The 23906-nt window shown below is 64.2% G+C and carries 22 protein-coding genes; 13 read left to right on the top strand and 9 right to left on the bottom strand.

Translation table 11 applies throughout. The features are described from left to right. The first annotated feature begins 10 nt into the window (after positions 1-10). Positions 11-244: a hypothetical protein gene (locus tag LK535_RS04400; RefSeq protein WP_227770645.1), complete on the top strand. Its 234-nt coding sequence runs from the start codon at positions 11-13 to the stop codon at positions 242-244. Positions 245-474: 230 nt separating this feature from the next. Here the strand turns inward: LK535_RS04400 and LK535_RS04395 are convergent, their stop codons facing one another. Together LK535_RS04395 and LK535_RS04390 are read right to left on the bottom strand one after the other, a co-directional pair. Continuing rightward, complete coding sequence (locus LK535_RS04395) at positions 475-2358, bottom strand: ribonucleoside-diphosphate reductase subunit alpha (protein ID WP_227770644.1); 1884 nt, start codon at positions 2356-2358, stop codon at positions 475-477. A 728-nt stretch (positions 2359-3086) separates the two neighbouring features. Continuing rightward, positions 3087-5657, bottom strand: coding sequence for an EAL domain-containing protein (locus LK535_RS04390; RefSeq protein ID WP_415837076.1), 2571 nt, complete (start codon positions 5655-5657; stop codon positions 3087-3089). A gap of 248 nt (positions 5658-5905) precedes the next feature. On the opposite strand from LK535_RS04390, the gene LK535_RS04385 reads away from it, so the two are divergent. Together LK535_RS04385 and LK535_RS04380 are read left to right on the top strand one after the other, a co-directional pair. Next, the gene (locus LK535_RS04385; protein WP_227770642.1) at positions 5906-7429 is read left to right on the top strand and encodes a fumarate hydratase; all 1524 of its coding nucleotides are present in this window, start codon (positions 5906-5908) and stop codon (positions 7427-7429) included. A 28-nt stretch (positions 7430-7457) separates the two neighbouring features. Then, the gene (locus LK535_RS04380) at positions 7458-8396 is read left to right on the top strand and encodes an alpha/beta hydrolase (RefSeq protein WP_227770641.1); all 939 of its coding nucleotides are present in this window, start codon (positions 7458-7460) and stop codon (positions 8394-8396) included. A gap of 80 nt (positions 8397-8476) precedes the next feature. On the opposite strand, the gene LK535_RS04375 is transcribed toward LK535_RS04380, so the two are convergent. Continuing rightward, positions 8477-9439 carry an HAD hydrolase-like protein gene (locus tag LK535_RS04375; RefSeq protein ID WP_227770640.1) on the bottom strand — a complete coding sequence of 321 codons (963 nt, stop codon included), beginning with the start codon at positions 9437-9439 and terminating at the stop codon, positions 8477-8479. Between LK535_RS04375 and LK535_RS04370 the strand changes: the two genes are divergently transcribed. The 5 genes from LK535_RS04370 to LK535_RS04350 are packed head-to-tail and all read left to right on the top strand — an operon-like array spanning position 9411 to position 13739. Beyond that, positions 9411-10052, top strand: a complete 642-nt coding sequence (locus tag LK535_RS04370) for a DUF969 domain-containing protein (protein ID WP_227770639.1) — start codon at positions 9411-9413, stop codon at positions 10050-10052. The genes LK535_RS04375 and LK535_RS04370 overlap by 29 nt on opposite strands. Then, the gene (locus LK535_RS04365) at positions 10049-10951 is read left to right on the top strand and encodes a DUF979 domain-containing protein (RefSeq protein ID WP_227770638.1); all 903 of its coding nucleotides are present in this window, start codon (positions 10049-10051) and stop codon (positions 10949-10951) included. The genes LK535_RS04370 and LK535_RS04365 overlap by 4 nt, the downstream gene beginning before the upstream one ends. Further along, positions 10948-11931, top strand: a complete 984-nt coding sequence (locus LK535_RS04360) for a DUF2891 domain-containing protein (RefSeq protein ID WP_227770637.1) — start codon at positions 10948-10950, stop codon at positions 11929-11931. The genes LK535_RS04365 and LK535_RS04360 overlap by 4 nt, the downstream gene beginning before the upstream one ends. Further along, the gene (locus LK535_RS04355; RefSeq protein ID WP_227770636.1) at positions 11867-12934 is read left to right on the top strand and encodes an NAD(P)H-dependent flavin oxidoreductase; all 1068 of its coding nucleotides are present in this window, start codon (positions 11867-11869) and stop codon (positions 12932-12934) included. The genes LK535_RS04360 and LK535_RS04355 overlap by 65 nt, the downstream gene beginning before the upstream one ends. A 13-nt stretch (positions 12935-12947) precedes the next feature. Continuing rightward, positions 12948-13739, top strand: coding sequence for an enoyl-CoA hydratase/isomerase family protein (locus LK535_RS04350; RefSeq protein WP_227770635.1), 792 nt, complete (start codon positions 12948-12950; stop codon positions 13737-13739). 41 nt (positions 13740-13780) lie between these two features. Here LK535_RS04350 and LK535_RS04345 read toward each other — a convergent pair whose 3' ends face one another. Then, positions 13781-14059: a chorismate mutase gene (locus LK535_RS04345; RefSeq protein WP_227770634.1), complete on the bottom strand. Its 279-nt coding sequence runs from the start codon at positions 14057-14059 to the stop codon at positions 13781-13783. Between the two features lie 51 nt (positions 14060-14110). Here LK535_RS04345 and LK535_RS04340 point away from each other — a divergent pair, with 51 nt between their 5' ends. Continuing rightward, complete coding sequence (locus LK535_RS04340; protein WP_227770633.1) at positions 14111-15121, top strand: polyprenyl synthetase family protein; 1011 nt, start codon at positions 14111-14113, stop codon at positions 15119-15121. A gap of 62 nt (positions 15122-15183) precedes the next feature. On the opposite strand, the gene LK535_RS04335 is transcribed toward LK535_RS04340, so the two are convergent. Next, positions 15184-16134, bottom strand: coding sequence for a cation diffusion facilitator family transporter (locus LK535_RS04335; protein WP_227770632.1), 951 nt, complete (start codon positions 16132-16134; stop codon positions 15184-15186). A 99-nt stretch (positions 16135-16233) separates the two neighbouring features. On the opposite strand from LK535_RS04335, the gene LK535_RS04330 reads away from it, so the two are divergent. Then, positions 16234-17406 carry a glycosyltransferase gene (locus tag LK535_RS04330; RefSeq protein ID WP_227770631.1) on the top strand — a complete coding sequence of 391 codons (1173 nt, stop codon included), beginning with the start codon at positions 16234-16236 and terminating at the stop codon, positions 17404-17406. Positions 17407-17858: 452 nt separating this feature from the next. On the opposite strand, the gene ctrA is transcribed toward LK535_RS04330, so the two are convergent. The 3 genes from ctrA to LK535_RS04315 all read right to left on the bottom strand — a co-directional run bounded on the left by ctrA (position 17859) and on the right by LK535_RS04315 (position 20375). Beyond that, positions 17859-18557: a response regulator transcription factor CtrA gene (gene ctrA / locus LK535_RS04325; RefSeq protein ID WP_227770630.1), complete on the bottom strand. Its 699-nt coding sequence runs from the start codon at positions 18555-18557 to the stop codon at positions 17859-17861. A 97-nt stretch (positions 18558-18654) separates the two neighbouring features. After that, a complete protein-coding gene (locus LK535_RS04320) occupies positions 18655-19749 on the bottom strand; it encodes an AI-2E family transporter (RefSeq protein ID WP_227770629.1) in 1095 nt (364 codons plus the stop codon). Between the two features lie 38 nt (positions 19750-19787). Then, complete coding sequence (locus LK535_RS04315; RefSeq protein WP_227770628.1) at positions 19788-20375, bottom strand: isochorismatase family cysteine hydrolase; 588 nt, start codon at positions 20373-20375, stop codon at positions 19788-19790. 377 nt (positions 20376-20752) lie between these two features. Here LK535_RS04315 and LK535_RS04310 point away from each other — a divergent pair, with 377 nt between their 5' ends. The 3 genes from LK535_RS04310 to LK535_RS04300 all read left to right on the top strand — a co-directional run bounded on the left by LK535_RS04310 (position 20753) and on the right by LK535_RS04300 (position 23292). Beyond that, positions 20753-22003: a lipoprotein-releasing ABC transporter permease subunit gene (locus LK535_RS04310; RefSeq protein ID WP_227770627.1), complete on the top strand. Its 1251-nt coding sequence runs from the start codon at positions 20753-20755 to the stop codon at positions 22001-22003. Between the two features lie 39 nt (positions 22004-22042). After that, on the top strand, positions 22043-22714 hold the full coding sequence (locus tag LK535_RS04305; protein WP_227770626.1) for an ABC transporter ATP-binding protein: 672 nt from the start codon (positions 22043-22045) through the stop codon (positions 22712-22714). Between the two features lie 98 nt (positions 22715-22812). Continuing rightward, a complete protein-coding gene (locus LK535_RS04300) occupies positions 22813-23292 on the top strand; it encodes a glutathione peroxidase (protein ID WP_227770625.1) in 480 nt (159 codons plus the stop codon). A gap of 18 nt (positions 23293-23310) precedes the next feature. On the opposite strand, the gene LK535_RS04295 is transcribed toward LK535_RS04300, so the two are convergent. Then, positions 23311-23877 carry an HdeD family acid-resistance protein gene (locus LK535_RS04295; RefSeq protein WP_227770624.1) on the bottom strand — a complete coding sequence of 189 codons (567 nt, stop codon included), beginning with the start codon at positions 23875-23877 and terminating at the stop codon, positions 23311-23313. Positions 23878-23906: the final 29 nt, after the last annotated feature.

The raw sequence follows: 23906 nt of genomic DNA, 5'->3' as shown, positions 1-23906 counted from the left end.
GTCCGCAACGGTGCAAACTTATGTCCAGGGACAAGTGCAACAGTTCAACCGTTGGGACGACAACCGCGACAAGATCGTGGAATATACCAAATTGCCGAAGAAGATCGCCAAGCGATACAAGAGAATGGATGCTGATGACGATGGTCGGCTGACCCGCGCGGAACTCGAAAAAGGCGCCGCTTTGGCCTTCGCTCGCGCCGACAAGAACAAGGATGGCGTGCTGGACCTGACGGAGCAGCATTGACCTCGGGGAGACCGAGCGTCCCGCCCATATTCACACGCGCAACCCTGGCTGGTGTTGGGCACGGCGGTTGAAGGCCGAAGCAGTGCCGACCCGCCCAGCCACGCCGCTGAAGAAGGCGAGTGGAGCAGGAGCCGCTGACTGAATCGGCCCGACCGGACTGTCATCCGGCCGGGTATTCCAACGCTACGAGAGACGTTCCGACGATCCCGTCTGCTGCATCAGCGCCGCCGTCACTGACAGGCGAGGCACTCGTCATAATCGGTCGATTCGCCGAGATCGAACTTCGGCTTCTCGATCGTGTTGTCCGCTTCCACGCCGCCCGCGAAGCCCGCGCGCTGCACGCTCTTCGAACGCAGATAATAGAGCGACTTGATGCCAAGCTCCCACGCGCGGAAGTGGAGCATCAGCAGGTCCCACTTCTCCACATCGGCGGGGATGAAGAGGTTCAGCGACTGGGCCTGGTCGATGTACGGCGCACGGTCACCGGCAAGCTCCAGCAGCCAGCGCTGGTCGATCTCGAAGCTGGTCTTGAAGCAGTCCTTCTCTTCCGGGCTGAGGAAGTCGAGGTGCTGCACGCTGCCGCCATGCTCGAGGATCGAATTCCACACCGCGTCGGAATTCTTGCTCTTCTCGTTGAGGAGCTGCTCCAGATACGGGTTCTTCACCGCGAAGCTGCCCGACAGCGTCTTGTGGGTGTAGATGTTGGCCGGGATCGGCTCGATGCAGGCGGACGTGCCGCCGCAGATGATCGAGATCGACGCGGTCGGCGCGATCGCCATCTTGCAGGAAAAGCGCTCCATCACGCCCATGTCGGCGGCGTCGGGGCAGGGGCCACGCTCGGCGGCGAGCGTCATCGACGCCTGGTTCACCTGCGCGTTGATGTGCTTGAAGATCTTGAGGTTCCAGCTCTTCGCCATCGCGCCTTCCATCGGCAGGCCGCGTGCCTGGAGGAAGGAGTGGAAGCCCATCACGCCCAGGCCAACCGAGCGCTCGCGCGCCGCGGAATAAGCCGCGCGCTCCATGCCCGGCTCGTGCCGGTCGATATAATCCTGCAGCACGTTGTCGAGGAAGCGCATCACGTCCTCGATGAACTGCTTGTCGTCCTTCCACTGGTCCCACGTCTCGAGGTTGAGCGACGAGAGGCAGCAGACCGCGGTGCGATCATTGCCGAGGTGGTCGCGGCCCGTCGGCAACGTGATCTCGCTGCACAGGTTCGAGGTGGAGACCTTCAGGCCCAGATCGCGGTGATGCTTGGGCATGTTCTTGTTCACGTGATCGGCGAACACGATGTACGGCTCGCCAGTCGCAAGGCGGGTTTCGACCAGCTTTTGGAACAGGCTGCGCGCGTCCACCTTGCCGCGGACGCTGCCGTCCTTGGGGGACTTCAGCTCCCACTCGCCGCCGTCACGCACCGCTTCCATGAAGGCGTCGGGGATCAGCACGCCGTGGTGCAGGTTCAGCGCCTTGCGGTTGAAATCGCCCGAGGGCTTGCGGATCTCGAGGAACTCCTCGATCTCCGGATGCGACACGTCGAGATAGCAGGCGGCCGAGCCGCGGCGGAGCGAACCCTGGCTGATCGCCAGCGTCAGGCTGTCCATCACGCGGACGAAGGGAATGATGCCGCTGGTCTTGCCATTCAGGCCCACCGGCTCGCCGATGCCGCGCACATTGCCCCAATAGGTGCCGATGCCGCCGCCACGGCTGGCGAGCCAGACGTTCTCGTTCCAGGTGTCGACGATGCCGTTCAGGCTGTCGGGCACGGAGTTCAGATAGCAGCTGATCGGCAGGCCGCGCCCGGTGCCGCCGTTCGACAGCACTGGCGTCGCCGGCATGAACCACAGGCGGCTGATGTAATCATAGATGCGCTGCGCATGGGCGGCATCATCGGCATAGGCGCTCGCGACGCGCACGAAGAGATCCTGATAGGTCTCACCCGGCAGCAGATAGCGATCGTTCAGCGTGTCCTTGCCGAAATCGGTTAGCAGCGCGTCGCGCGAATGATCGACGTCGAGCGGATACGGTCTGTGGGAAGCGCCCGTACGACCGTCAGTCGCGGATTCAGCGCCGTCCTCATTGGGCCCACTCTTGTGATCAATGCCGACGTTGAAATCCATTACTCGCTCCCTTGACGAAGTGAGCGTGTGGAAAGTCTCGATAGCGCATAACAACACAACAGCGAGAGAGGCCATACCTCCGCTGATGCGTCTCTTAGCTAACGATCTTATCCACAGCTTTATCCACAACCCCTTGTGGTTGTGACGCTTCGCCTACGCTGTGGGTTGCGAAATTACGCGAATAAACTGCGTCGTCAAACGAATTCGATCGATCTTGAGAGCGATGTAGTGCTGCGGCTCGCCGACGGTCGAAAGCGGCGTTTACCCGCCTATTAGGTTCCGATTCTTGTGCAACGATGAAGTACTCAAACCCTTGCGTTTGATTGACGTGATCGATCACCCACAGCCGAACTACGCGGTCGTCGTATGCATATGGCGGCTCGGAACCAATGGAGTACAACATTCTGGCTCTCCAGTCTGCACGACAGCCCACACCACAACATATGGTATAGCCGGGCAGCTATGGGCACCAGATTGTGTCGGGCGAGCCTGAGAGGCAAGGGGTGGTCGCTTACACACCTTCTCGGTTTGTCTTAACTGAATCGCAGATCGTTGCGCACGAGCGCCCGGGACGCGGGAACTTCCGCGGGGTTCATGAATTGCAAGACGGCACAGCCGCCGCAAAAATATTTTCCCGTTTCGCTTCCGCAACGCCAGTAATGGCCGGCTGGTACTTTTGGCGCTCGCTCCGGAGCTGATAGCGAGCTTCGTGATTGGAGAATGGCGCCTCAGCTGACGCGGCGAACAACCCGAGACGGCGCTTGCGACAGCCTCTCCATGTCAAAGTGGCGGGTAAACTCAAGTCCCGCCCGGCCTTCCGAGATCCAGCGGATCGTCGCCGGGAACAGCTCGTTTTCCACCAGTTCGATGCGCACCTCGGCGCCGACCGCCTCATCGGTGAAGTCGACTCCGTCGATCATCACTCCGGTTGCGGAGAGATTGCGGATGCGCACCTCACCGAACTCGCCGCCAATCTCCAGGCGCGCCGATCGCAGCACCGTGGAGCGATTCGCCCGGCTAAAGCGATGGCCGACCGGCGTCGCACTACCCTGGCCGCTGGCGAGCTGCGCGCGGACATCCTCCGCGCGAGCGGGGCGGCCATAGACGAAGCCCTGGATGTGGCTGCACCCGAGCTCGCTGATCAGCTTGATCTCGTCCTGCTGCTCCACGCCCTCAGCGGTGGTTTCCATCCCCAGCGTATTCGCCAGGCTGACGATCGCCTTGATGATCGCCGCGTTGCGGTTGCCAGCCTGGATCGCGCCGCGGACGAAGCTCTGGTCGATCTTGATCTTGTCGAACGGTGCCTTGCGGAGATAGCCAAGCGAGGAATAGCCGGTGCCGAAATCGTCGAGCGCCAGCCGTACGCCAATGCCCTTCAGCGTCTTGAACATCTGGTTGGACGAGGCATCGTCATTGACGAAGACGCTCTCCGTGATCTCCAGCTCCAGCCGGTTCGGAGCAATACCTGACGAGGCGATCGCGCTCGTCACGATTGCGGGGAGGGCGGGGTTGGCGAACTGGATCGGCGAAACGTTTACCGCGATGCGCACATCGGCGGGCCAGTTCGCGGCTTCGGCACAGGCGGTACGCAACACCCATTCACCGATCGCTTCGATCATCCCGCATTCCTCGGCGACCGGCACAAAATCCGCTGGGCTCACTGCGCCGCGGGTCGGATGCTCCCAGCGCAGCAGCGCTTCGTAGCCGACAATGCGCTGGTCGCTGGTGGACACCACCGGCTGATAAACCAGGTGAAACTCGTCCTCGCCCAGCGCGCGACGCAGGTCGTCCTCCAGCCGCTTTCGCTTCTGCGCGCCGGCCAGCATCTCGTCACGGAAAAAGCGGGAGACGCCCCGGCCGTCCGCTTTCGCGGCATAGAGCGCGAGATCGGCATTGCGGATCAGCGTCTCGCTGTCCTGGCCGTGTTCGGGTGCGATCGCGATGCCGATCGAGCAGCCGATCGACAGCGAGGAGCCCGCAATGAAGAACGGCTGCGACAAGGCGTTGATGATCAACTGCGCCAGCGTGCCGAGCCGTTCGCGATTGCCCTCTCGCGGCAGGACGACCTGAAACTCGTCGCCGCCCAGGCGGCCGACCAGCCCGGCGTCGCCGACGGTGCGCTGCAGCCGCTGCGCGACCTGCTTCAGCAACTCGTCGCCGCATTGGTGCCCGAGCGTGTCGTTCACCGCCTTGAACCGATCGAGGTCGAGCAGGAACAATGCCGTGGTGGTGTTTGGCCCCTGCGCCGGCGACAGCGCCTGATCGAGCGACAGGCGCAGCCGCTGCCGGTTCGCGAGGCCCGTGAGGCTGTCGAACAGCGCCAGGCGGGTGATTTCCGCTTCCGAGCGACGCTTTTCCGTCAGATCCGAACCGAAGCCGATGAAGCCCTGAAAGCGGCCGAGATCATCCAGCATGGGCCGGCCGGATATCGACCACCACCGGTCTGCACCCGTGTCAAAGGCCGGTCGCACCGAGTAATCCGAAAAGCTTGTCCGCGCCGACAGGTGGAACGTCAGCGTCCGCTCCGTGTCCGCCATGCTGGAATCAACCCGGAAAATGTCGACCAGCCGTCGTCCCGACGGGGCCATGCCGAGCGCCGTCAGCTCCTGCGCCACCTTTGCACTGACATAGTTGAGGCAGCCGGCGCGATCGGTTTGCCAGAACCAGCCGGTTCCGTGGCTTTCATATTCCCGCACCAGCCGCGTCGCGAGTTGCCGCTCGTGCTCCTGCGCCTCCCTGGCAGCGAGTTGTTCATGATCACGCACCGCGATGCGGAACACGCCGATCACCAGCAATGCGGCCAGAAGCACCGCTGCGATTGCCGCCATACCGAGGCCGGCAGTAACCGGCACCATCAGCGCCAGCGAAACGGCGAAGGCCAGCGAGGCGGCGCGCACCGGATGGAGCGCGATCGCAGCAAGTATGATGGCCCCGAACCCGAGAACGAACGCAGCGACGCGCAACGATCCGCTGGGGAGATCCGGCGACAGATCCAGCTGAAGCGACAGCGTAATCGCCAGAACCGCAGCCAGCCCCGCCAGTACCGGGATGCGCTGATGTGGCGCCAGGCTTAATGCGGCCGGAAGCGACAACAATGCCCAAGTGGCGATGCCAGCGCCGGACATGGCGATGCCGAGAAGGGCCGCGGGGCCCAGCGGCTCGTGCCAGATAGCTAGCGCACCCGTGATCGCGATCGAGCCGAGCAGAAGCACCGCAAGCACCACCGGCCACAGAGCCGCGGCTTCCGCAAGCCGGGCATTGCTCGAGTCTCGCAGCGTATCGTCGTCCGACGCGGTCAAGCCCAGTGCTTCGATCAGACGTGCGGAGCGGACTGGCGCTACAGGTGCGGTACGACGAACGGATCCCATCCGTCCGCGCTAGGCCAAAGAGGATTGGGAAAGCGTTTATGGCCGATGATTTTTCCGCGGCCCTGATGTTCCGGTGAGCCGGCCGGGTATCCGCTGATTTCTCGTGCCGTTGCAACGATGCTCGCGCGCGAAAGCAGACCAGTTGCACTCGCCGCCAGCGCGCCATAGTGCTCGCCATTATGACCACGACGATCCGCGCCGCAGACCTGATCGAGAGCGTTGCCGATGCGCTCCAGTTCATCAGTTACTATCACCCGATGGATTACATCCGCGCGCTTGGCGACGCCTATGAGGCGGAGCAGGGCCCGGCCGCAAAGGACGCAATCGCGCAAATCCTGACCAATTCGCGGATGTGCGCCGAGGGCCACCGGCCGATCTGTCAGGACACCGGCATCGTCAACGTGTTCGTGAAATGGGGCATGGATTGTCGCATCGACGACACGACGCGCTCGATGCAGGAAATCGTCGATGAAGGCGTCCGGCGCGCGTATCTCCACCCGGAGAACAAGCTGCGCGCCTCGGTTCTCGCCGATCCCGCCTTCACCCGCCGCAACACCAGGGACAACACGCCCTGCGTCCTCCATGTCGAGATGGTGCCGGGCAGCAAGGTCTCGGTCGACGTCGCGGCCAAGGGCGGCGGCAGTGAGAACAAGTCCAAGTTCAAGATGATGAACCCCAGCGATTCGATCGTCGACTGGGTGCTCGAAATGCTGCCGCAGATGGGCGCCGGCTGGTGCCCGCCCGGCATGCTCGGCATCGGCATCGGCGGCACGGCGGAGCATTGCGTGCTCCTCGCCAAGAAGGCGTTGATGGAGCCGATCGACATGGGGCCGCTGAAGGCGCGCGGCCCGAAGAACGACATCGAGGCGCTGCGCATCGAGATCTTCGACAAGGTCAACGCGCTCGGCATCGGCGCACAGGGCCTGGGCGGGCTGTCGACCATCCTCGACGTCAAGATCCTCGACGCGCCGTGTCACGCCGCGGGCAAGCCGGTGGCGATGATCCCCAACTGCGCCGCCACCCGCCACGCGCATTTCACGCTCGACGGCAGCGGCCCGGCGTATCTCGAGACGCCGAAGCTGGACGAATGGCCCAAGGTCAACTGGACGCCCGACAAGGCCGCGATCCGCGTCGATCTCGATACGCTGACGCCGGAGATGGTCCGCTCGTGGAAGCAGGGCGATCGCCTGCTGCTGAACGGCAAGATGCTGACCGGCCGAGACGCCGCGCACAAGCGGATCAAGGACATGCTCGACGCCGGCGAGGAGCTGCCGGTCGAGTTCAAGGGCCGCGTGATCTATTATGTCGGCCCGGTCGATCCGGTCGGCGAGGAAGTGGTCGGCCCGGCCGGCCCCACCACCGCGACGCGGATGGACAAGTTCACCCGCATGATGCTCGACCAGGGCCTGCTTGCGATGGTCGGCAAGGCCGAGCGCGGGCCGGCAGCGACGGACGCGATCAAGGACGCCAAGAGCGCCTACCTGATGGCGGTCGGCGGCGCGGCCTATCTCGTCGCCCGGGCGATCAAGGGATCCAAGGTCGTGGGCTTCGAGGATCTCGGCATGGAAGCGATCTACGAGTTCGAGGTGGAGGACTTCCCGGTCACCGTCGCCGTCGACAGCGAGGGCAACAACGTCCACCGGCTCGCCCCGCTCGTCTGGCGTGACAAGATCGCCAAGGAAGGCCTGCTGCAGCCCGCATAAGGGCGCGGCTGCTCCAGGAGACGGCGCCATGAGCACGCGGCATCTGGTCGATCCCGAACTGCTGCCGCTGCTCGACCTGTGGCCTTCGGTGACCATGTCGGCAGAGGTGCTGGAGCAGGCGCGCAGCTGGCCTGCTCCGCCGCCGCCCCCCGATGACGACGGCGTCGTCATGGAGCGGATCAGCGTGCCCGGCCCGTCGGGCGCGCCGGATCTCGGCCTCGTCATCTTCCGCCCGGCCGAGCCGGTGCAGGGTGCGGGCGGCATCTGCCACATGCACGGCGGCGGCTTCGTGCTCGGCACGCCGGAGGGTAGCGCGGCCCGGCTGCGCCCGATGGTTGCCGCGCTAGGCTGCGTCATCGTCTCGGTCGACTATCGCCTCGCGCCCGAGACGCCGTTCCCCGGCCCGGTCGAGGATTGCTACGTCGGCCTGGCCTGGACCTTCGCCAATGCCGCGCCGCTTGGCATCGATCCGGCGCGGATCGGCGTGATGGGCGAAAGCGCCGGCGGCGGGTTGGCCGCCGCACTGGCGCTGCTCGCACGCGACCGTGGCGAACATCGCCTCGCATTCCAGCACCTCCTGTATCCGATGATCGACGACCGCACCGGCGTGATCGAAGGCGACCCGCTGACGGGCGAGTTCATCTGGAACCGCGACAGCAACCGCTTCGCCTGGCAGGCGATGCTCGGGGAGAAGCCGGGCGGGGAGGGCGTCTCACCCTATGCCGCCGCGGCGCGCGCGGAGAGCCTCGCCGGCCTGCCGCCCACCTATATCGCGACCGGCAGCCTCGATCTCTTCCGCGACGAAAATATCGCCTACGCCCAGCGCCTCCTCGCCGCCGGCGTGGCGTCGGAGTTCCACATCTGGCCCGGCGCCATCCACGGCTTCGACGGCGCACCCGACGCAGCGATCACGCGCGAGGCCAATCAATCCCGCATCGCCGCGCTGCGCCGGGCGTTCAGACGCTGACTGCTCGGCTTCGTCGCCGGTCTTGAAGGTCTCGGTTAGTCGGAAATCAGACCTGCGCGCGGCCCCTGTTTCCGTGAACATCAGTCGAGCAGTTTGCGAAGCGCCGAGACACTGTTGAGCATCAGGGTTGGTTGCTCGCGATCAAGTGCTTCATGGTGCGCATAGCCCCAAGTAACGGCAGCCGAGGCGATGCCGGCCTGATGTGCGGCTTCGATATCTCGCGCCTCATCACCCACATAGATCGTTCTCTCGCGCGTGACGCCGACTTTCTTCATCGCACCCCGCAGCTTGGCCGCCTTGCCGAACATGCTGGAGCCGCAGCTTAACAGGCTCATTTGCGTCGAAAGCGTCGGACCTAGAACAGCGCGGACATTGCTCTCGGCATTTGAACTGACGACGGCAATTCGCATGCCGCTTTCGTGAAGTAGCGCTAGCTGCGCATCGATTCCGGGAAACAGCCGGAACGATTCAACGTTGGCGGACGCCCTTCTGCGCATGTGTCGCGCGATGGCCGGCATCCTCCACATTGGCACTCCGAGTTGTTTGATGATCTCGCGACTTGCCAGCCGCCTAAGTACTTGGCGCTCGCCATCAGTCGTTTTCCTGAACTCGTACTTGTCAGCTATTTCGTTCAGGCAGCCGAAGAACCAGTCTGTCGTGTCCGCAAGAGTGCCGTCGAAGTCGAAAACCGCTAGGTCATACCGCATTGCAGCGGGGTGCCTGCGCGGCATTGATTGTTCAACGCTTTCACGAAGAACCAGCCGAAAATGCGACGAGCGCGCACCAGTCTGTCGTGGGCCACAAACCCGCAACCGGGCATTTCCTGTCGAACCGGTCTCACCAGCCATAACGTCCAGTGGATCGCTGAATGTCGCCGATACGCACGATTGCGCCGAACCACCTCGCCGCTTCGGGCTTGTTCGCGCACCGCCGCTGCCGCACAGATCGGCGGATGGTTTCCATGACATGGCGGCGCCCGGGGCGGCGGCGAACTGATGCGCGGGAGGGCGCCTGATGCTCGTCCTTGCCGGCATCGCGATCATCGCGCTCGGCTTCCTGTTGCGCTTCAACCCGATGCTGGTGATTGCCGCCTCCGCGCTCGTCACCGGGCTCGCAGCGGGGATCGATCCGCTCGCCATCCTCGCTGCATTCGGCAAGGCGTTCAACGATACCCGCTATGTCACCGCCATCTATATCGTGCTCCCCGTGATCGGCCTGCTCGAACGCAACGGCCTGCAGGCACGCGCGCGCTCTTTGGTGGGCGGGCTGAAGGGGCTGACGACCGGGCGGCTGCTGGTGGCCTATCTCGCCTTCCGCCAGATCACTGCCGCGCTTGGTCTTACCTCCGTCGCCGGGCCCGCGCAGACCGTCCGCCCGCTGATCGCCCCGATGGCGGAGGCGGCGGCGGGGGAGGCGCATGATCCCGAAAAGGTGAAGGCCATGGCCGCCGCGACCGACAATATCGGGCTGTTCTTCGGCGAGGATATCTTCATCGCGATCGGATCGATCCTGCTGATGAAGGGCGTGCTGGAGGGCTACGGCATCTTCGTCGAGCCGCTGCACATGTCGGTCTGGGCGATCCCCACCGCGATCGCCGCCTTCGCCATCCATGGCACGCGGCTGTGGCTGCTCGATCGCAAGGCGCGCCGCGCATGATCGGGCTGAATTTTGTCTATCTCGTCGCGGGGCTCACCTTCCTCGCCTTCGCGATCCTCTCGCTCGCGGAGCGGCGCTGGGCGAACACCGGCTTCTACGGGCTGGTCGCGACGAGCTTCCTTGCCGGCGACTGGCTGGGCGACATCGGCAATGGCGTGCTCGTCCTCGCGCTGGTGGCGATCGCGGCGAGCGGGCGGATGAAGCGCCGCGTACCCGCCGGCGAGCCCGCCGCGCGCGGCGCGATGGTGTTCGTGCCCGCGCTGGTGATCCCGGCGACCGCGCTGATCGGCACCTTCGTGTTCAAGCAATTCCCGGCGGTGTTCGACGGCAAGCAGGCGACACTGGTGGCGCTGGCGGCAGGCGTGCTGCTGGCGCTGGCGCTTTGCTACGCCTGGCTCCGGCCCGCCCCCGCCGAGCCGTTCCGCGCTGGCCGTGCATTGATGGACGATATCGGCTGGGCCGCGGTGCTGCCGCAGATGCTGGCGAGCCTCGGCGCGGTGTTCGCGCTGGCGGGCGTCGGTGAGGTGGTCGGCCGGCTGGTCGGCGTCGCCATCCCCACCGGCAGCGTGCTCGGCGCGGTGCTTGCCTTCGGGCTTGGCATGGCGCTGTTCACGATGGTGATGGGCAATGCCTTCGCGGCCTTCCCGGTGATGGCCGCGGCGGTCGGCATTCCGCTGCTGGTGCAGGCCTATGGCGCGGATCCCGCGCCGGTCGCGGCGGTTGGCATGCTGGCGGGCTTCTGCGGCACGCTGATGACGCCGATGGCGGCGAACTTCAATCTCGTCCCCGCCGCGCTTCTTGAGCTGAAGGATCGCAACGGCGTGATCCGCGCGCAGGTGCCCACAGCGCTGTCGCTGCTCGTGTTCAATGTGCTTTTGTTGTGGTGGATCGTTGCATGACCCTGACGCCCGATGTCGCCGCCGGCTTCGCCCGGCTCACGCTGGGCCATGTCGGGCAGCGTTATCCCTTCAAGCTCGATCAGGTGCTGACTGGGCCGGAGGATCTGCGCGAGCCGCATGAGATTCACCCGATCTTCCACGGCAGCTTCGATTGGCACAGCTGCGTCCATGGCTGGTGGCAGCTGCTGACGATCGCACGGCTGTTCCCCGACCTGGCAGAAGCCGCGGAGATTCGCCGCCGCGCCAACGAGATGCTGGTGCCGGAGAAAGTCGCCGGGGAGCTGGCGGTGCTCACGCGGCCCTACGCAGCCGGGTTCGAACGGCCGTACGGCTGGGCCTGGGCCCTGGCGCTGCATGGCGAGGCGGTGCGGCACGACGCGGCCTGGGGCACGGCGCTGGAGCCACTCGCGCGCGCCTTTGCCGAGCGCTTCCACCAGCATTTGCCCAAGCTCACCTATCCGATCCGCGTCGGCACCCATTTCAACACCGCCTTCGCGCTGACGCTCGCGCGCGACTGGGCGCTCGATCATGATCCCGCGCTGGTGACGCTGATCGACGCGCGCGCGCGCGACTGGTTCGGCGAGGATCGCGGCTGCCAGGCATGGGAGCCGGGCGGCGACGAGTTCCTGTCTTCCGCCTTGTGCGAGGCCCTGCTGATGAGCCGCGTGGTCGGCGACGGCTTCGCGGGCTGGTTCGACGTCTTCCTGCCGGACGCCGTCGCCGGTCGCCCGCAGAGCCTGTTCACGCCCGCGATGGTTTCGGACCGCAGCGACGGGAAGATCGCGCACCTCGACGGGCTCAATCTCAGCCGCGCCTGGTGCTGGCGTTCGATCGCTGCGGCGTTGCCCGCGCATCCAATTGCGCTGGTCGCGCGCGCCACGGCGGACGATCACCTCGCCGCCAGCCTCGCCCATCTTGCCGACGATTACATGGGTACGCACTGGCTGGCGACGTACGCGCTCCTCGCACTCACTGTTTGAAAGGGGCTGGCGCCAAGGCGCTGCTCGTGCGAACCCGATCTTCGAATCGCAATTGCGGGAGAGGGAAATGGCGCTGAAGACGCGCGTCACCGAGATGCTCGGGATCGAGAAGCCGATCATCCAGGCGGCGATGGGCTGGATCGCGCGGTCGCATTTGTCGTCGGCCGTGTCGAACGCCGGCGGGATGGGGATCATCGAGACGTCGTCGGGTGAGCTCGACGCGGTGCGCGACGAGATCCTCAAGATGCGGCAGCTGACCGACAAGCCGTTTGGCGTGAACGTGGCCCAGGCGTTCGTGCGCGATCCGGGCATCATCCAGTTCGTGATCGATCAGGGCATCCGCTTCGTCACCACCTCCGCCGGGGACCCGATGAAATATACGGCCATGCTGAAGGCGGCGGGCCTCACCGTGTTCCACGTCGTGCCCAACCTGGCCGGTGCGCTCCGCGCCGTCGAGGCCGGCGTCGACGGCCTGATCGTCGAGGGCGGCGAGGGCGGTGGGTTCAAGAACGCCAAGGACGTCTCCACCATGGTGCTGGTGCCGCAAGTGGTGGAGGCCGTCGACGTGCCGGTCGTTGCCGCGGGCGGAATCATGGACGGCCGCACCATGGCCGCCGCGTTCGCGCTGGGCGCCGAGGGCGTACTGATGGGCACGCGCATCCTCTCCTCCGCCGAAAGCCCGGTGCACGAAAATTGGAAGACGGCGATCGTCGAGGCGGATTCCACCGACACCGTGTTCCTCAACCGCAGCGGCCCCGGCCCGGCGCTCCGCGCGCTGCGCACCGATCGGACTACCCGGATCGAGAAGGAAGGAACGCCCAACATCTTCGGCGAATTCGCCGATACGACGACGGTCTATTTCGGCGGCGATCTGGAAGCGGGCATCGCGCTCACCGGTCAGGTCGCCGGCCGCATACGCGAGGTAAAGCCGGTCGCACAGATCTTCGACGAGACGATGGCGGAATATGGAGCGACGGTCGCGCGCCTGCCGCGGTCCGCGTGAGGGGAGAGGAAGAATGAGCGAAGACGTAACCTACGAAGTGTCCGACGGCGTCGCCACGCTGACGCTGAACCGCCCGGAGCGGATGAACACCATTTCCGGCCCGATGTTGGACGAGCTGACCCGGTTGCTCGTGAAGGCAGGCGAGGATCGCGAGGTGCGGGTGATCGTGCTGACTGGCACCGGCCGCGCCTTCTGCGCCGGGCTCGATCTCAACGCCGCGTCGAAGGGGGAGGGGATCGGTTCCTCCTCCGCCACTTTCGGCGCGACGATCGACCTCCGCAACACGCCGCCCACCGTGCTCCACGCGCTCGACAAGCCGGTGATCGCCGCCTTGAACGGCTCGGCCGCGGGCTATGGCATGGACCTGGCGCTCGGCTGCGATATCCGCGTCATGGCGGCGGAGGCGAAGCTCGCGGCGGCGTTCGTGAAGCGCGGCGTTCTGCCCGAATCGGGCGGCACCTGGTTCCTCCCGCGCATGATCGGCTGGGCCAAGGCGGCGGAGATCGTCTTCACCGGCCGAACGCTGTCGGCAGAGGATTGCCTGAAGGAACGGCTCGTCAACGAAGTCGTGCCAGCCGGTCAGGTTGCCGCGCGCGCGCGGGAGCTGGCGCTGGAAATCGCCGCCAACGCGCCGATGGCGGTGCAGGGCGCCAAGCGCCTGATGCGCATGGGGATGGAAGAAACCTTCGATACCCATGTGCAGCACGTCTATCTGCAGCTGCTGCCGCTCTTCCAGAGCCAGGATTTCCGCGAAGGAATGGCAAGCTTCCTCGAAAAGCGTCCGGCGAAGTTCACCGGCAAGTGAATGCCCGGCCCCCTTCCTGAAACCCAGGAAGGGGGCGGGGATCAGCCGCGAAGTTGCTGATGATGCCTGATCACTTCATCGATGATGAAGCGCAGGAACTTTTCGCTGAATTCCGGATCCAGTTCGGCCTCTGCCGCGAGCGCCCGCAGCCGCGCGATCTGCTGCTCCTCCCGCCCGGGATCGGCCGGGGGCAAGCCGGACTCGGCCTTGTAGCGTCCCACCGCCTGAGTGACCTTGAACCGCTCAGCGAGAAGGCAGACCAGGGCGGCGTCGATATTGTCGATGCTTTTGCGATAACCCTTCAACACCTCGTCCGCCATTCACGCCCTCCCATTGCGGCCTTGCGCCTGCGTCCGTAGAGGCAGTTGTAGATGAGCGCTACCGTCCACCGCCTTGCCGGCCATCAGCCTTCGCTTGACCCGATGATTCAACTCGTCGCGGACGACATGAATCAGGTCAACGCTGCGATCGTCGGCCGCATGCAATCGCAGATCCCCCTGATTCCGGAACTCGCCGGGCACCTGATCGCCAGCGGCGGCAAACGGATGCGACCGATGCTGACGCTCGCGAGCGCACGCCTGCTGCAATATGACGGCTCGCGCCATTACGGCCTGGCTGCCGCGGTTGAGTTCATTCACACCGCGACGCTGCTTCACGACGATGTGGTTGACGGGTCCGATCTCAGGCGTGGCAAGCGCACCGCCAACATCATCTGGGGCAATCCGGCGAGCGTCCTCGTCGGCGATTTCCTGTTCTCACGCTCGTTTGAACTGATGGTCGAGGCGGGCAGCCTCAGCGCGCTCAAGATCCTGTCGAATGCCTCTGCCGTGATTGCGGAAGGTGAGGTGAACCAGCTGACGGCCGCACGACGAGTCGATCTGGGCGAGGATCGCTACCTCGAGATCATTAACGCCAAGACGGCGGCTTTATTCGCAGCCGCTTGCCGGATTGCCGCGGTGGTGGCCGACCGCCCTGAGAGCGAGGAGGCTGCGCTGGATGCTTATGGCCGCAACCTCGGCATTGCGTTCCAGCTGGTCGACGATGCAATCGACTATACATCTGACGCGGGCACCATGGGCAAGGATGCGGGGGATGATTTCCGCGAGGGGAAGATGACCCTTCCTGTAATTCTCGCTTATGCCCGCGGTAACGAGGAGGAGCGGCAGTTCTGGAAGGATGCCGTTGAAGGGCGCCGGGATAGCGACGCTGACTTCGCGCGCGCGGTTGACCTTGTCCGGTCCAGCCGCGCCGTGGACGATACGATCGCTCGGGCGCGCCATTATGGGCAACGCGCGATCGATGCAGTCGCGCCCTTTGCCGACGGGCCTGCCAAGGACGCGATGATCGAAGCGGTCGAATTTGCTGTAGCGCGGGTTTACTGAGGTACTTAGAGCGCCGCTGATCCTGCATCAGGAAGGCGTGGCACCTCTGGTGTGACCGCCAGTCAGACCGCGTCGGCCGGCTCGAGCGTGCAGGTTCCGGTTCCGGTTTCCACCTGCAGCGTGGCGTGACCGATCCCGAAATCGTGCTGAAGCATGTGCTGCACATCGACGAGGAACCTGTCGCCGGGATGCCCCGCCGGCATCAGCAGGTGAGCGGTAAGCACAGGTTCGGTCGTCGACATTGGCCAGATGTGGAGATCGTGCACCTCGACCACGCCGGGAAGGCCGCCAAGCGCGGCGTGGACGCGATCATAGTCTATCGCCCGAGGCACGGCAGCCAGGCTCATCTCTACGGTCTCGCGCAACAAGGCCCACGTCTGCCAAAAAATCAGCGCGGCGATGACAAGGCTGACGATCGGGTCGATCCAGCCGAACCCGGTTAGCCAGATGCCAAGCCCGGCAAGCACCACTCCCGCCGAGACGGCCGCATCGGCGAGCATGTGAAGATAGGCGCCGCGAATGTTCACGTCGCCGGCCCGCCCGCGTGCAAAGAGCCAAGCGGTCACGCCGTTGATCAGAATGCCTACCGCCGCCACGGCGGAAATGGTGAGGCCCGGAACCGTGCTCGGCTCGGTGAAGCGCTGCACCGCTTCCAGCGTGATGGCGCCGAGCGCTACCAGCAGCAGCACGGCATTGGCCAGCGCTGCAAGGATGGTGGATCCCTTCAGGCCATAGGTGAAGCGCTTCGATGGCGGCGTGCGCGCCAGCGCTGCACCCGCCCAGGCGACTGCGAGCCCCAGAACATCGGAAAGGTTGTGTCCGGCGTCGGCGAGCAGCGCCACCGATCCGGTCCACAAGCCGGCACTTGCTTCCGCAATCACATAGGCGAGGTTGAGCGCTATCCCGATTGCGAACGCTCGATCCCAGCGGTCGGGCGGGGCGTGATGGTGGTGGTGGCCATGATCGTGGCCGTGGTCGTGATGGTGCCCCTGACCATGATGCGCGTGCGCCATGAAGGCCAGTTAACAGCAGGTGGGCTGCAACGCCACAATCCGCAGTGGTTCAATGATGAGACATGCCGCTTTAACCAGCTTCCCGCTACACGCGCCGTCATGCTCCGCGTTCTCACGCTTTCCACCCTCTTTCCCGATTCGACCCGGCCCAACTTTGGGATCTTCGTCGAACGGCAAACCCTGGGGCTAGCGGCGCAACCCGATGTGGAGGTGCGTGTCGTAGCCCCTTTTGGGATGCCGCCATGGCCGTTGACCTCCCTGGCGCACTATCGCGAACAAGCTGCCATTCCCCACCGCGAGCTGTGGAAGGGGCTGCCGGTAGAGCGGCCGCGCTTCACCGTTTATCCTGGGACGCAGGGGCGCTTTCATGCACGGTCGCTGACGCGCGCGCTCTTCCCCGTGCTTGATGACATGCGTCTCGCGTTCCCCTTCGACGTGATCGACGCGTCCTTCTTTTTCCCGGATGGACCAGCGGCCGTAGCGCTCGGGCGTCGTTTCGGCGTTCCCGTGTCGATCAAGGCGAGGGGGGCAGACATTCATTTCTGGGGTCGGCAGCCTGCAACGGCGGGGCAGGTCCGGGAGGCAGGCCGTGCAGCGGATGGCTTGCTGGCCGTCTCGACTTCGATGCAGTCCGACATGGCAGCCATCGGCCTCGCTGCCGAGCGGATTCGTGTGCATCACACCGGCGTGGATCTCGCCCGTTTTGCGCCGGTCGAGCGCGCAACCGTAAAAGGGCGGCTTGGCATCCCAGGGCCGCTGGTCGTTTCCGTTGGCGCTTTGATCGACCGAAAGGGGCATGAGATCGTTGTTGAGGCGGTTGCCCGGCTCCCCGGTGTGTCGCTGCTTATTGCTGGCGAGGGGCCTTCACGCTCGAGCATCGAGGCTGCCGTCGCGCGGAACGGTGTGGCAGATCGAGTGCGCTTGATGGGCGCCGTGCCCCATGGAGATCTGCCGGGCCTGATCGCGGCTGCCGACGTGATGGCACTCGCATCCAGTTCTGAAGGCTTGGCGAACGCCTGGGTGGAAGCTCTGGCTTGCGGTACCCCGATTGTGATCACGCCGGCCGGCGGTGCGGCCGAAGTCGTGACAGGCGACGCCGCCGGCCGCATCGTACCGCGCGAGGCCGCTGCCTTTGCCGATGCGATCGCCGATCTGCTTATAGATCCACCGGCTCCGGAAGCGACGCGCCGTCACGCCTTGGCGTTCACTTGGGACGCCAACGCAGAGGCGCTGCGCGACCACCTGCAGGTGTTGGTCGCGAAGGGGAGCTGAGCGTCAGTTCAGGCTCGCGATCAGTTGATCCAATTGCCGGCGGCCAAGTTCCTCCACGTCGCGAGCCGAGTGCTCGCAAGTGCCGATGCTGCGCTGCGCCCGATCGATCGTGCAGGTTGCAGGGGCGCGAACGAAGCACGCCTGCTCAGTGCAGCGCGTATTCGGTGTCGGCGCATGCGAGGGCTCTGGGGCGGCTGATGCCGGTACGGCCAAAGTAGCGAGCGCGACAGCGCCGATCAGAATAGCGATTCTCGTCATGTTTCCCCCCAAGTTCGGTGCAGGGGGGTAGATCGCATTGGCTATGGCATACCGCCTCGCTCCCAACGAAGCGGTCGTCGCTTCGTTGATATGCGACCAAGCATGGCAGAGGCGCAGGCGCGCCTCGCCTTTGATTTGGAAGCCACGCGACGCCCCCCGACGCGCGCAGCCTCGCCCCCTACTTCAGGACGACGTCAGGCAACCTTTGCCGGTACTTCGTCGAGTTCACGCAGCACATAGCCGCGACCCCACACGGTCTCGATATAGTTCTCGCCATCGCACGCCATGCTGAGCTTCTTGCGCAGCTTGCAGATGAAGACGTCGATGATCTTGAGTTCCGGCTCGTCCATCCCACCATAAAGGTGGTTCAGGAACATTTCCTTCGTCAGCGTGGTGCCCTTGCGGAGCGAAAGAAGCTCCAGCATCGCATATTCCTTGCCGGTCAGGTGAACGCGTGCGCCGTCCACTTCCACCGTTTTGGCGTCAAGATTGACCGACAGTTTGCCGGTGCGGATCACTGACTGGGAATGGCCCTTGGAGCGGCGAACCACTGCCTGGATGCGGGCGATCAGTTCCTCACGGTGGAACGGCTTGGTCACATAATCGTCGGCACCAAAGCCGAACGACCGCACCTTGGATTCCATTTCGTTCACACCGGAAAGGATCAGCACCGGGGTGGAGACACGCGCAACGCGCAGTTTCTTCAACACCTCATAACCGTGCATGTCCGGCAGGTTCAGGTCGAGAAGGATGATGTCGTAGTCGTAGAGCTTGCCGAGATCCAAGCCTTCTTCGCCAAGATCAGTCGAATAGACATTGAAGCCCTCGGCAGAGAGCATCAGTTCAATTGCCTTGGCGGTCGTCGGCTCATCCTCGATCAGCAGCACGCGCATCCGTCATCCTCCCGTTTGCGAGCATGCGCGGCACCCCGTCACGCCCCAACCGATCCATTAACCAAAACACATGTGAACGTAAAAGGTAAACAGAGACTTAATCCGTGGATCCGGGAAAGTCGCGCCGCGTGCCGCTCGAGTCGAACAAGGTCCGATGGCGGGCGTGCGGTATATCTTCGCCCAAGGTATCCCGAAGATACAGGCTGCGCACCAATGTGTAGATCACGACCAGGATAGCCGCCGAGAAGAACAGGCCGAACAGCCCGAACACCGCGCCAATCGCAAGAATGGCGAACAGAGTGACCGCCGGGGGGATGGCGACAACGCGGCTCGTGACAAAGGGCGTGATGAAGTTCGTTTGTACGACACGTACGACCGCGAATACTGCCACGGTGAGTAGCACGTGATGCAACGACTGGGTTGCGGCGAGCCCAAGCGCCGGCACCATCGCGGCAAGCGGGCCGACATAGGGGATGAACTCGCTCAAACCCGTCAACAGCCCCAGCGCAGGGGAAGAGGGGACGCCCACCAGCCACAGGCCGAGTCCGACGAGCACACCCATGGTGGTCATCTGGATCAACTGCGCACGCAACCAGAGCCGGAGCGTGGAGGCTGTGTCGAGCAGCGCGTCTTCCATCACGGCTCGCTTGGATGGCGGCATTAGCAGCAGGAACCCGCGTTCATAGACCTTGGGATCCACTGCGAAGAAGATCGCGCCGACAAGGACCAGGAGCGCATTGAGGACGAACTGTCCCGCGCCTTCAGCAAGGCCTCCGATATCCTGCGCCACGCGGCTGCCGGCGAAGGCCGCCCGCACCGCATCCACTACCTTCGCGCCGACTGGAGAGGTGGAAAGCTGAGCGCCGAACTCGGACAATATGCCAGGCAGGCGGGTGACGAGTACGTTGACCTGGGTCCGAAACTCGACGCCGAACAGCCAGCCCAGGAAGATGATAAGGGCAAGAACCGTGACAATGCCCGCGCCTAGCGCCGCCTTGGGGGGCAGATGCAGGCGCTCTTCGTAGATCTCTGCGATGGCATGGATGACGATTGCACCCAGGATCGAACCGAAAGCCAGGATCAGCAGGTTGCCCGTGAAATACAGTGTCGCGGCTAGCGCAATAACGCCGAGTGTCAGGAACAATCGGCGGATATATCGGGCATCGTCTTCATCGGGGGAGAGCCGGTTCATCGATCGTGAACGTGGCAGCAGCCGGGACGTTGCAGCACCTAGGCGGCGCGGCCCGGGCGAACCTTGGGCTCGCTTGCCAGCCAGTCGGCCAGAGTCAGTTCACTGGTGGGCCGGGTATCGGCGCTCATCCCGTTCTCCATCATCTCGAGCGCCCAGCTTGCCCGCTCATCGTGCTGGGATGCAACGAGGTCGCGAGGCACCCACAGATCATATTCGCGCATATGAGCATCAGCTGCCGTGAACAGCACGCAGATGTCTGCGGCGACTCCGATCAACACCAACCGGGAGACGCCGAGCCGCGGTAGCAATGCCGGCAATGTCGTGGCGTAAAATCCGGAAGACTCCGGTTTGATGACAAAATAATCGTCCCCGCCAGGCTTTAGCTGCTCAATCAGCTCTCCTCCGGCGCCTTCACTCACGAACGCAACGAGCTCGCTCGGCTCATCATGCCAGCGGCCGTAATTGTCGTTGACGAAGATGACCGGCACATCGGCGTCTTTGGCCTGCTGACGCAGCGAACTGATCGGATCGATCATGGCGGCCACTGCCTCTTTCAGCTTTTCTCCACCGGTGAAATCAAAGGTATTGAGCAGATCGATAACGAGGATCGCAGCTTTGCCGTTCATGCCAGACACCTAATTGTCGATGAGCGAACAACGATCCGGATCGGCTTTGGCCGCATGGTGCGAGTGCAACGTGCTGTTTTCGTTGAAATTCGGAAGTAGATAAGCAAACGCCCGGATCGTTTCCGACCCGGGCGCCTGCGTGACGATTGCTCGTCAGCCCCCTTGTGCCTCCGCCCGCGCGCCTCATTTATGAGGCGGGGCTGGAAGCTTTTCCCCGAACCACGGCCTTTTGCCTGTGTGCCAGTGCGATCATTGCTAGGTGGTCAATACTGGGCCGTCCACGAAAATGAACCGCAGCTAAACCGATTGCTCCCGCTATGTGATCATTTCGCAACAGCGCCGTTGCCAGCTTGCGAAGCCGTCGATAGACGCGGGCCATGATCCTGTCGCGCTACGAACGAATGATCGCGCGGCGCTATCTGCTTCCTGGGCGCGGCGAGCGCTTCATCGTTCTTGTTGCTGGTTTCAGCCTGGGCGCGGTGATGCTGGGGGTGGCGGCGCTCGTGATCGTGATGAGCGTCATGAACGGCTTTCGTGCCGAGCTTTTCGACAAAATCGTCGGGTTGAACGGCCATGCCGTGGTGCAGGGGATCGGCGGCCGCCTCACCGACTGGCGCGATGTCGTTCGCGAGGCGGAGGCGACCCCTGGGGTGACCAGCGCGGTGCCGCTGGTCGAACAGCCGTTGATGTCCACCTACAACGGTCGGGTGGAGGCCGTGCTGGTTCGCGGCATGCGCGTGGAGGATCTGCGCTCCAACCAGACGATCGGCAACAAGGTCATCACCGGCACGATCAGTTCGCTGACGCCTGGTTCGAACCGTGTGGCATTGGGCTCGCGGCTTGCCGAATCGCTCGGCGCGACGGTCGGATCGGAGATCACGCTGATCAATCCGGCTGGCCAGACGACGCCGTTCGGCACGGTGCCGCGCTACGTCAACTATACCGTTGCCGCCGTGTTCGAGATCGGCGTCTACGATTTCGACAAGGCTTATGTGATCATGCCGATGGAGGATGCGCAAACGCTCCTGCTGCTCGGCGATGCAGTCGGCATGATCGAGCTGGAAGCGGTCGACGCTGACAAGGTCGGCCAGATCCTCGCGCCCCTTGCTGAAAAGGTGAGCCGGTTCGCGGTGGTCAGCGACTGGCGCCAGATGAACGCCCAGCTCTTCGAGGCGCTGGCGGTCGAGCGGGTGGCAATGTTCGTTGTCCTGTGCATCATCATCCTGGTCGCGGCCTTCAACATCGCTTCCTCACTCATCATGCTGGTGCGGGCGAAGACGCGCGACATCGCGATCCTTCGCACCATGGGCGCGACACGCGGCGCGATGATGCGGATCTTCATGACGGTGGGCGTCACGATCGGGGCGCTTGGGATCATTGCGGGGCTGATTCTCGGTGCCCTCTTCCTGTTCTATCGTCAGGCAGTGGTGAATTTCGTCCAGTTCGTCACCGGGCAGGAGCTATGGGATCCATCGATCCGCTATCTCACGGAGCTTCCCTCCAAGCCCGACCCGGTGGAGATCGTCGCAATCGTGCTCATCACCGCGCTCATGACGCTGCTGGCAACCGTCTACCCGGCGTACAAGGCCGCGAGCACGGATCCTGTTCAGGTGCTGCGTTATGAATAAGGCGATCGCAATCCTGTGGTCGGGTCGCGAGGTGTTGTCATGACGCCCGTTCTGGAAACACACGGACTGTCGCGCAGCTTCACGCAGGGCGAGGAGACCATTGACGTCTTGCGCGGCGTTGAACTGTCCGTCGCACCGGGTGAGATCGTGGCGTTGCTCGGCCCGTCCGGCTCGGGCAAATCGACGCTCCTTCAGGCTGTCGGTCTGCTGGAAGGCGGCTTCGAAGGATCGATCCGCATTTCTGGCGAGGAAGCGGCAAGGCTGGATGCGCATGGCCGCACCGTCGTTCGGCGGGATCATCTAGGGTTCGTATACCAGTTCCACCATCTGCTGCCCGACTTCAACGCCATCGAGAATGTGGTCCTGCCGCAGCTCATCCATGGCGCGGAGCGCGACGCGGCCGATGCACGTGCGCGGACGCTGCTGCAGGCGCTGGGGCTAGGGCACCGGCTGACCCACCGTCCCAGCCAATTGTCCGGTGGCGAGCAACAGCGCGTCGCAGTCGCCCGAGCACTCGCGAACCGCCCCGCTCTGGTCCTCGCCGACGAGCCGACAGGCAATCTGGATGAAAGCACGGCGGATCGTGTGCTGGCCGAATTTCTCCGATTGGTCCGCGAGGAAGGCTCGGCCGCGCTGATCGCGACGCACAACGAGCGATTGGCGGCCAAGATGGACCGGGTCGTGCGCCTCCACGACGGGGTGCTGACGTAAAGGCGAGGGCGTGTTCCAGCGCGTGGCGCGCGCGTTATTGCCTTGCGCGCAATGGAATATAGGGCAACACCTCTCCAGTGAAAAATGGGAGAGGGTTCATGACCGCGATCACCGACTTTCAAGTGAAGACCGCCGACGGTGGGCGAGCCTCCCTAGAGGAATATCGGGGCAAAGTGCTGCTGATCGTAAACACCGCCTCCAAATGCGGGTTCACGCCGCAATACGAGGGGCTGGAAGCGCTTCACCGCGAGTATGGCGACCGTGGCTTTGAGGTGCTCGCTTTCCCCTGCAACCAGTTCGGCGCGCAGGAGCCGGGCGACGCAGCCGAGATCGCAAACTTCTGTTCGCTCACCTATGATGTGACGTTCCCGGTGTTCGCGAAGATCGACGTGAACGGCGCGCAGGCCGATCCCTTGTTCGAACGACTGAAGAGCGACGCTCCGGGTGTACTGGGCTCAAAAGCTATCAAGTGGAATTTCACGAAATTCTTGGTCAACCGCGACGGCGAAGTGGTCGATCGCTATGCGCCAACCACCAAGCCGGACGATATCCGCAAGGACATTGAGAAGCTGCTCTGAAGAATACCGGGGAGCCGTCTAGGCCGGGAAGGTAAAGGGCGAGGCGCCTGAGCGATGATCCATGCCGGCCAAGATTGCGGCGACGCCCCCGAACAGGAAGCTCACACCCAGGATGAAACCCGGGAGCGTCAGCGCCGAGAACGGGACGGTGCCGATGATGAGCAGCGCCAGCAGGATGTTGATCAGCCCGAGCAGCACCATCAGCCAACGGCGTCTCCGCATCCGAAATCCAAGCATGATCTCCAGCCCGCCTCGCAACAGCAACCATGAGGCGACCACGATCGTCAGCGAAATCGCGCCGGTAAGCGGGCGCGCGATCATGACCACCCCGGCCACGATCGAAAGAGCGCCGAGCAGAAGCGAATAGCCGCGGCTTTCCGCCCCGGTCCCACGAAGGCCGGCAACGAGCGAGAAGACGCCGGTGACCACAAAGGCGATGCCGATGACGAAGGTGGCGGCGATTGTCGCCGGGAATGGCCAGAGCAGGGCCGCCAGCCCGAACAGCGCGGAGCTCACGCCATAGGCGATGATCCAACCCCATCCCGCGCCGGTGCTCGGCGCTTCGTCACGGCCCGTGTCGGTCATCGCGCCGCCTCCCGTCAATCTGCCGCGAA

Source organism: Sphingomonas sp. IC4-52 (assembly GCF_020707225.1).
Lineage (GTDB): Bacteria > Pseudomonadota > Alphaproteobacteria > Sphingomonadales > Sphingomonadaceae > Sphingomonas.
Note: the sequence above shows the minus strand (reverse complement) of the source record. Positions and strands in the feature narration are given on the sequence as shown.

What these genes read in the sequence shown, in the direction of transcription:
- LK535_RS04395 (WP_227770644.1), bottom strand. Translation starts at nt 2,358, where the DNA reads ATGGATTTCAACGTCGGCATTGATCACAAGAGTGGGCCCAATGAGGAC.
- LK535_RS04385 (WP_227770642.1), top strand. Translation starts at nt 5,906, where the DNA reads ATGACCACGACGATCCGCGCCGCAGACCTGATCGAGAGCGTTGCCGAT.
- LK535_RS04380 (WP_227770641.1), top strand. Translation starts at nt 7,458, where the DNA reads ATGAGCACGCGGCATCTGGTCGATCCCGAACTGCTGCCGCTGCTCGAC.
- LK535_RS04370 (WP_227770639.1), top strand. Translation starts at nt 9,411, where the DNA reads ATGCTCGTCCTTGCCGGCATCGCGATCATCGCGCTCGGCTTCCTGTTG.
- LK535_RS04375 (WP_227770640.1), bottom strand. Translation starts at nt 9,439, where the DNA reads ATGATCGCGATGCCGGCAAGGACGAGCATCAGGCGCCCTCCCGCGCAT.
- LK535_RS04365 (WP_227770638.1), top strand. Translation starts at nt 10,049, where the DNA reads ATGATCGGGCTGAATTTTGTCTATCTCGTCGCGGGGCTCACCTTCCTC.
- LK535_RS04360 (WP_227770637.1), top strand. Translation starts at nt 10,948, where the DNA reads ATGACCCTGACGCCCGATGTCGCCGCCGGCTTCGCCCGGCTCACGCTG.
- LK535_RS04350 (WP_227770635.1), top strand. Translation starts at nt 12,948, where the DNA reads ATGAGCGAAGACGTAACCTACGAAGTGTCCGACGGCGTCGCCACGCTG.
- LK535_RS04345 (WP_227770634.1), bottom strand. Translation starts at nt 14,059, where the DNA reads ATGGCGGACGAGGTGTTGAAGGGTTATCGCAAAAGCATCGACAATATC.
- LK535_RS04340 (WP_227770633.1), top strand. Translation starts at nt 14,111, where the DNA reads ATGAGCGCTACCGTCCACCGCCTTGCCGGCCATCAGCCTTCGCTTGAC.
- LK535_RS04335 (WP_227770632.1), bottom strand. Translation starts at nt 16,134, where the DNA reads ATGGCGCACGCGCATCATGGTCAGGGGCACCATCACGACCACGGCCAC.
- LK535_RS04330 (WP_227770631.1), top strand. Translation starts at nt 16,234, where the DNA reads ATGCTCCGCGTTCTCACGCTTTCCACCCTCTTTCCCGATTCGACCCGG.
- ctrA (WP_227770630.1), bottom strand. Translation starts at nt 18,557, where the DNA reads ATGCGCGTGCTGCTGATCGAGGATGAGCCGACGACCGCCAAGGCAATT.
- LK535_RS04320 (WP_227770629.1), bottom strand. Translation starts at nt 19,749, where the DNA reads ATGAACCGGCTCTCCCCCGATGAAGACGATGCCCGATATATCCGCCGA.
- LK535_RS04315 (WP_227770628.1), bottom strand. Translation starts at nt 20,375, where the DNA reads ATGAACGGCAAAGCTGCGATCCTCGTTATCGATCTGCTCAATACCTTT.
- LK535_RS04310 (WP_227770627.1), top strand. Translation starts at nt 20,753, where the DNA reads ATGATCCTGTCGCGCTACGAACGAATGATCGCGCGGCGCTATCTGCTT.
- LK535_RS04305 (WP_227770626.1), top strand. Translation starts at nt 22,043, where the DNA reads ATGACGCCCGTTCTGGAAACACACGGACTGTCGCGCAGCTTCACGCAG.
- LK535_RS04300 (WP_227770625.1), top strand. Translation starts at nt 22,813, where the DNA reads ATGACCGCGATCACCGACTTTCAAGTGAAGACCGCCGACGGTGGGCGA.
- LK535_RS04295 (WP_227770624.1), bottom strand. Translation starts at nt 23,877, where the DNA reads ATGACCGACACGGGCCGTGACGAAGCGCCGAGCACCGGCGCGGGATGG.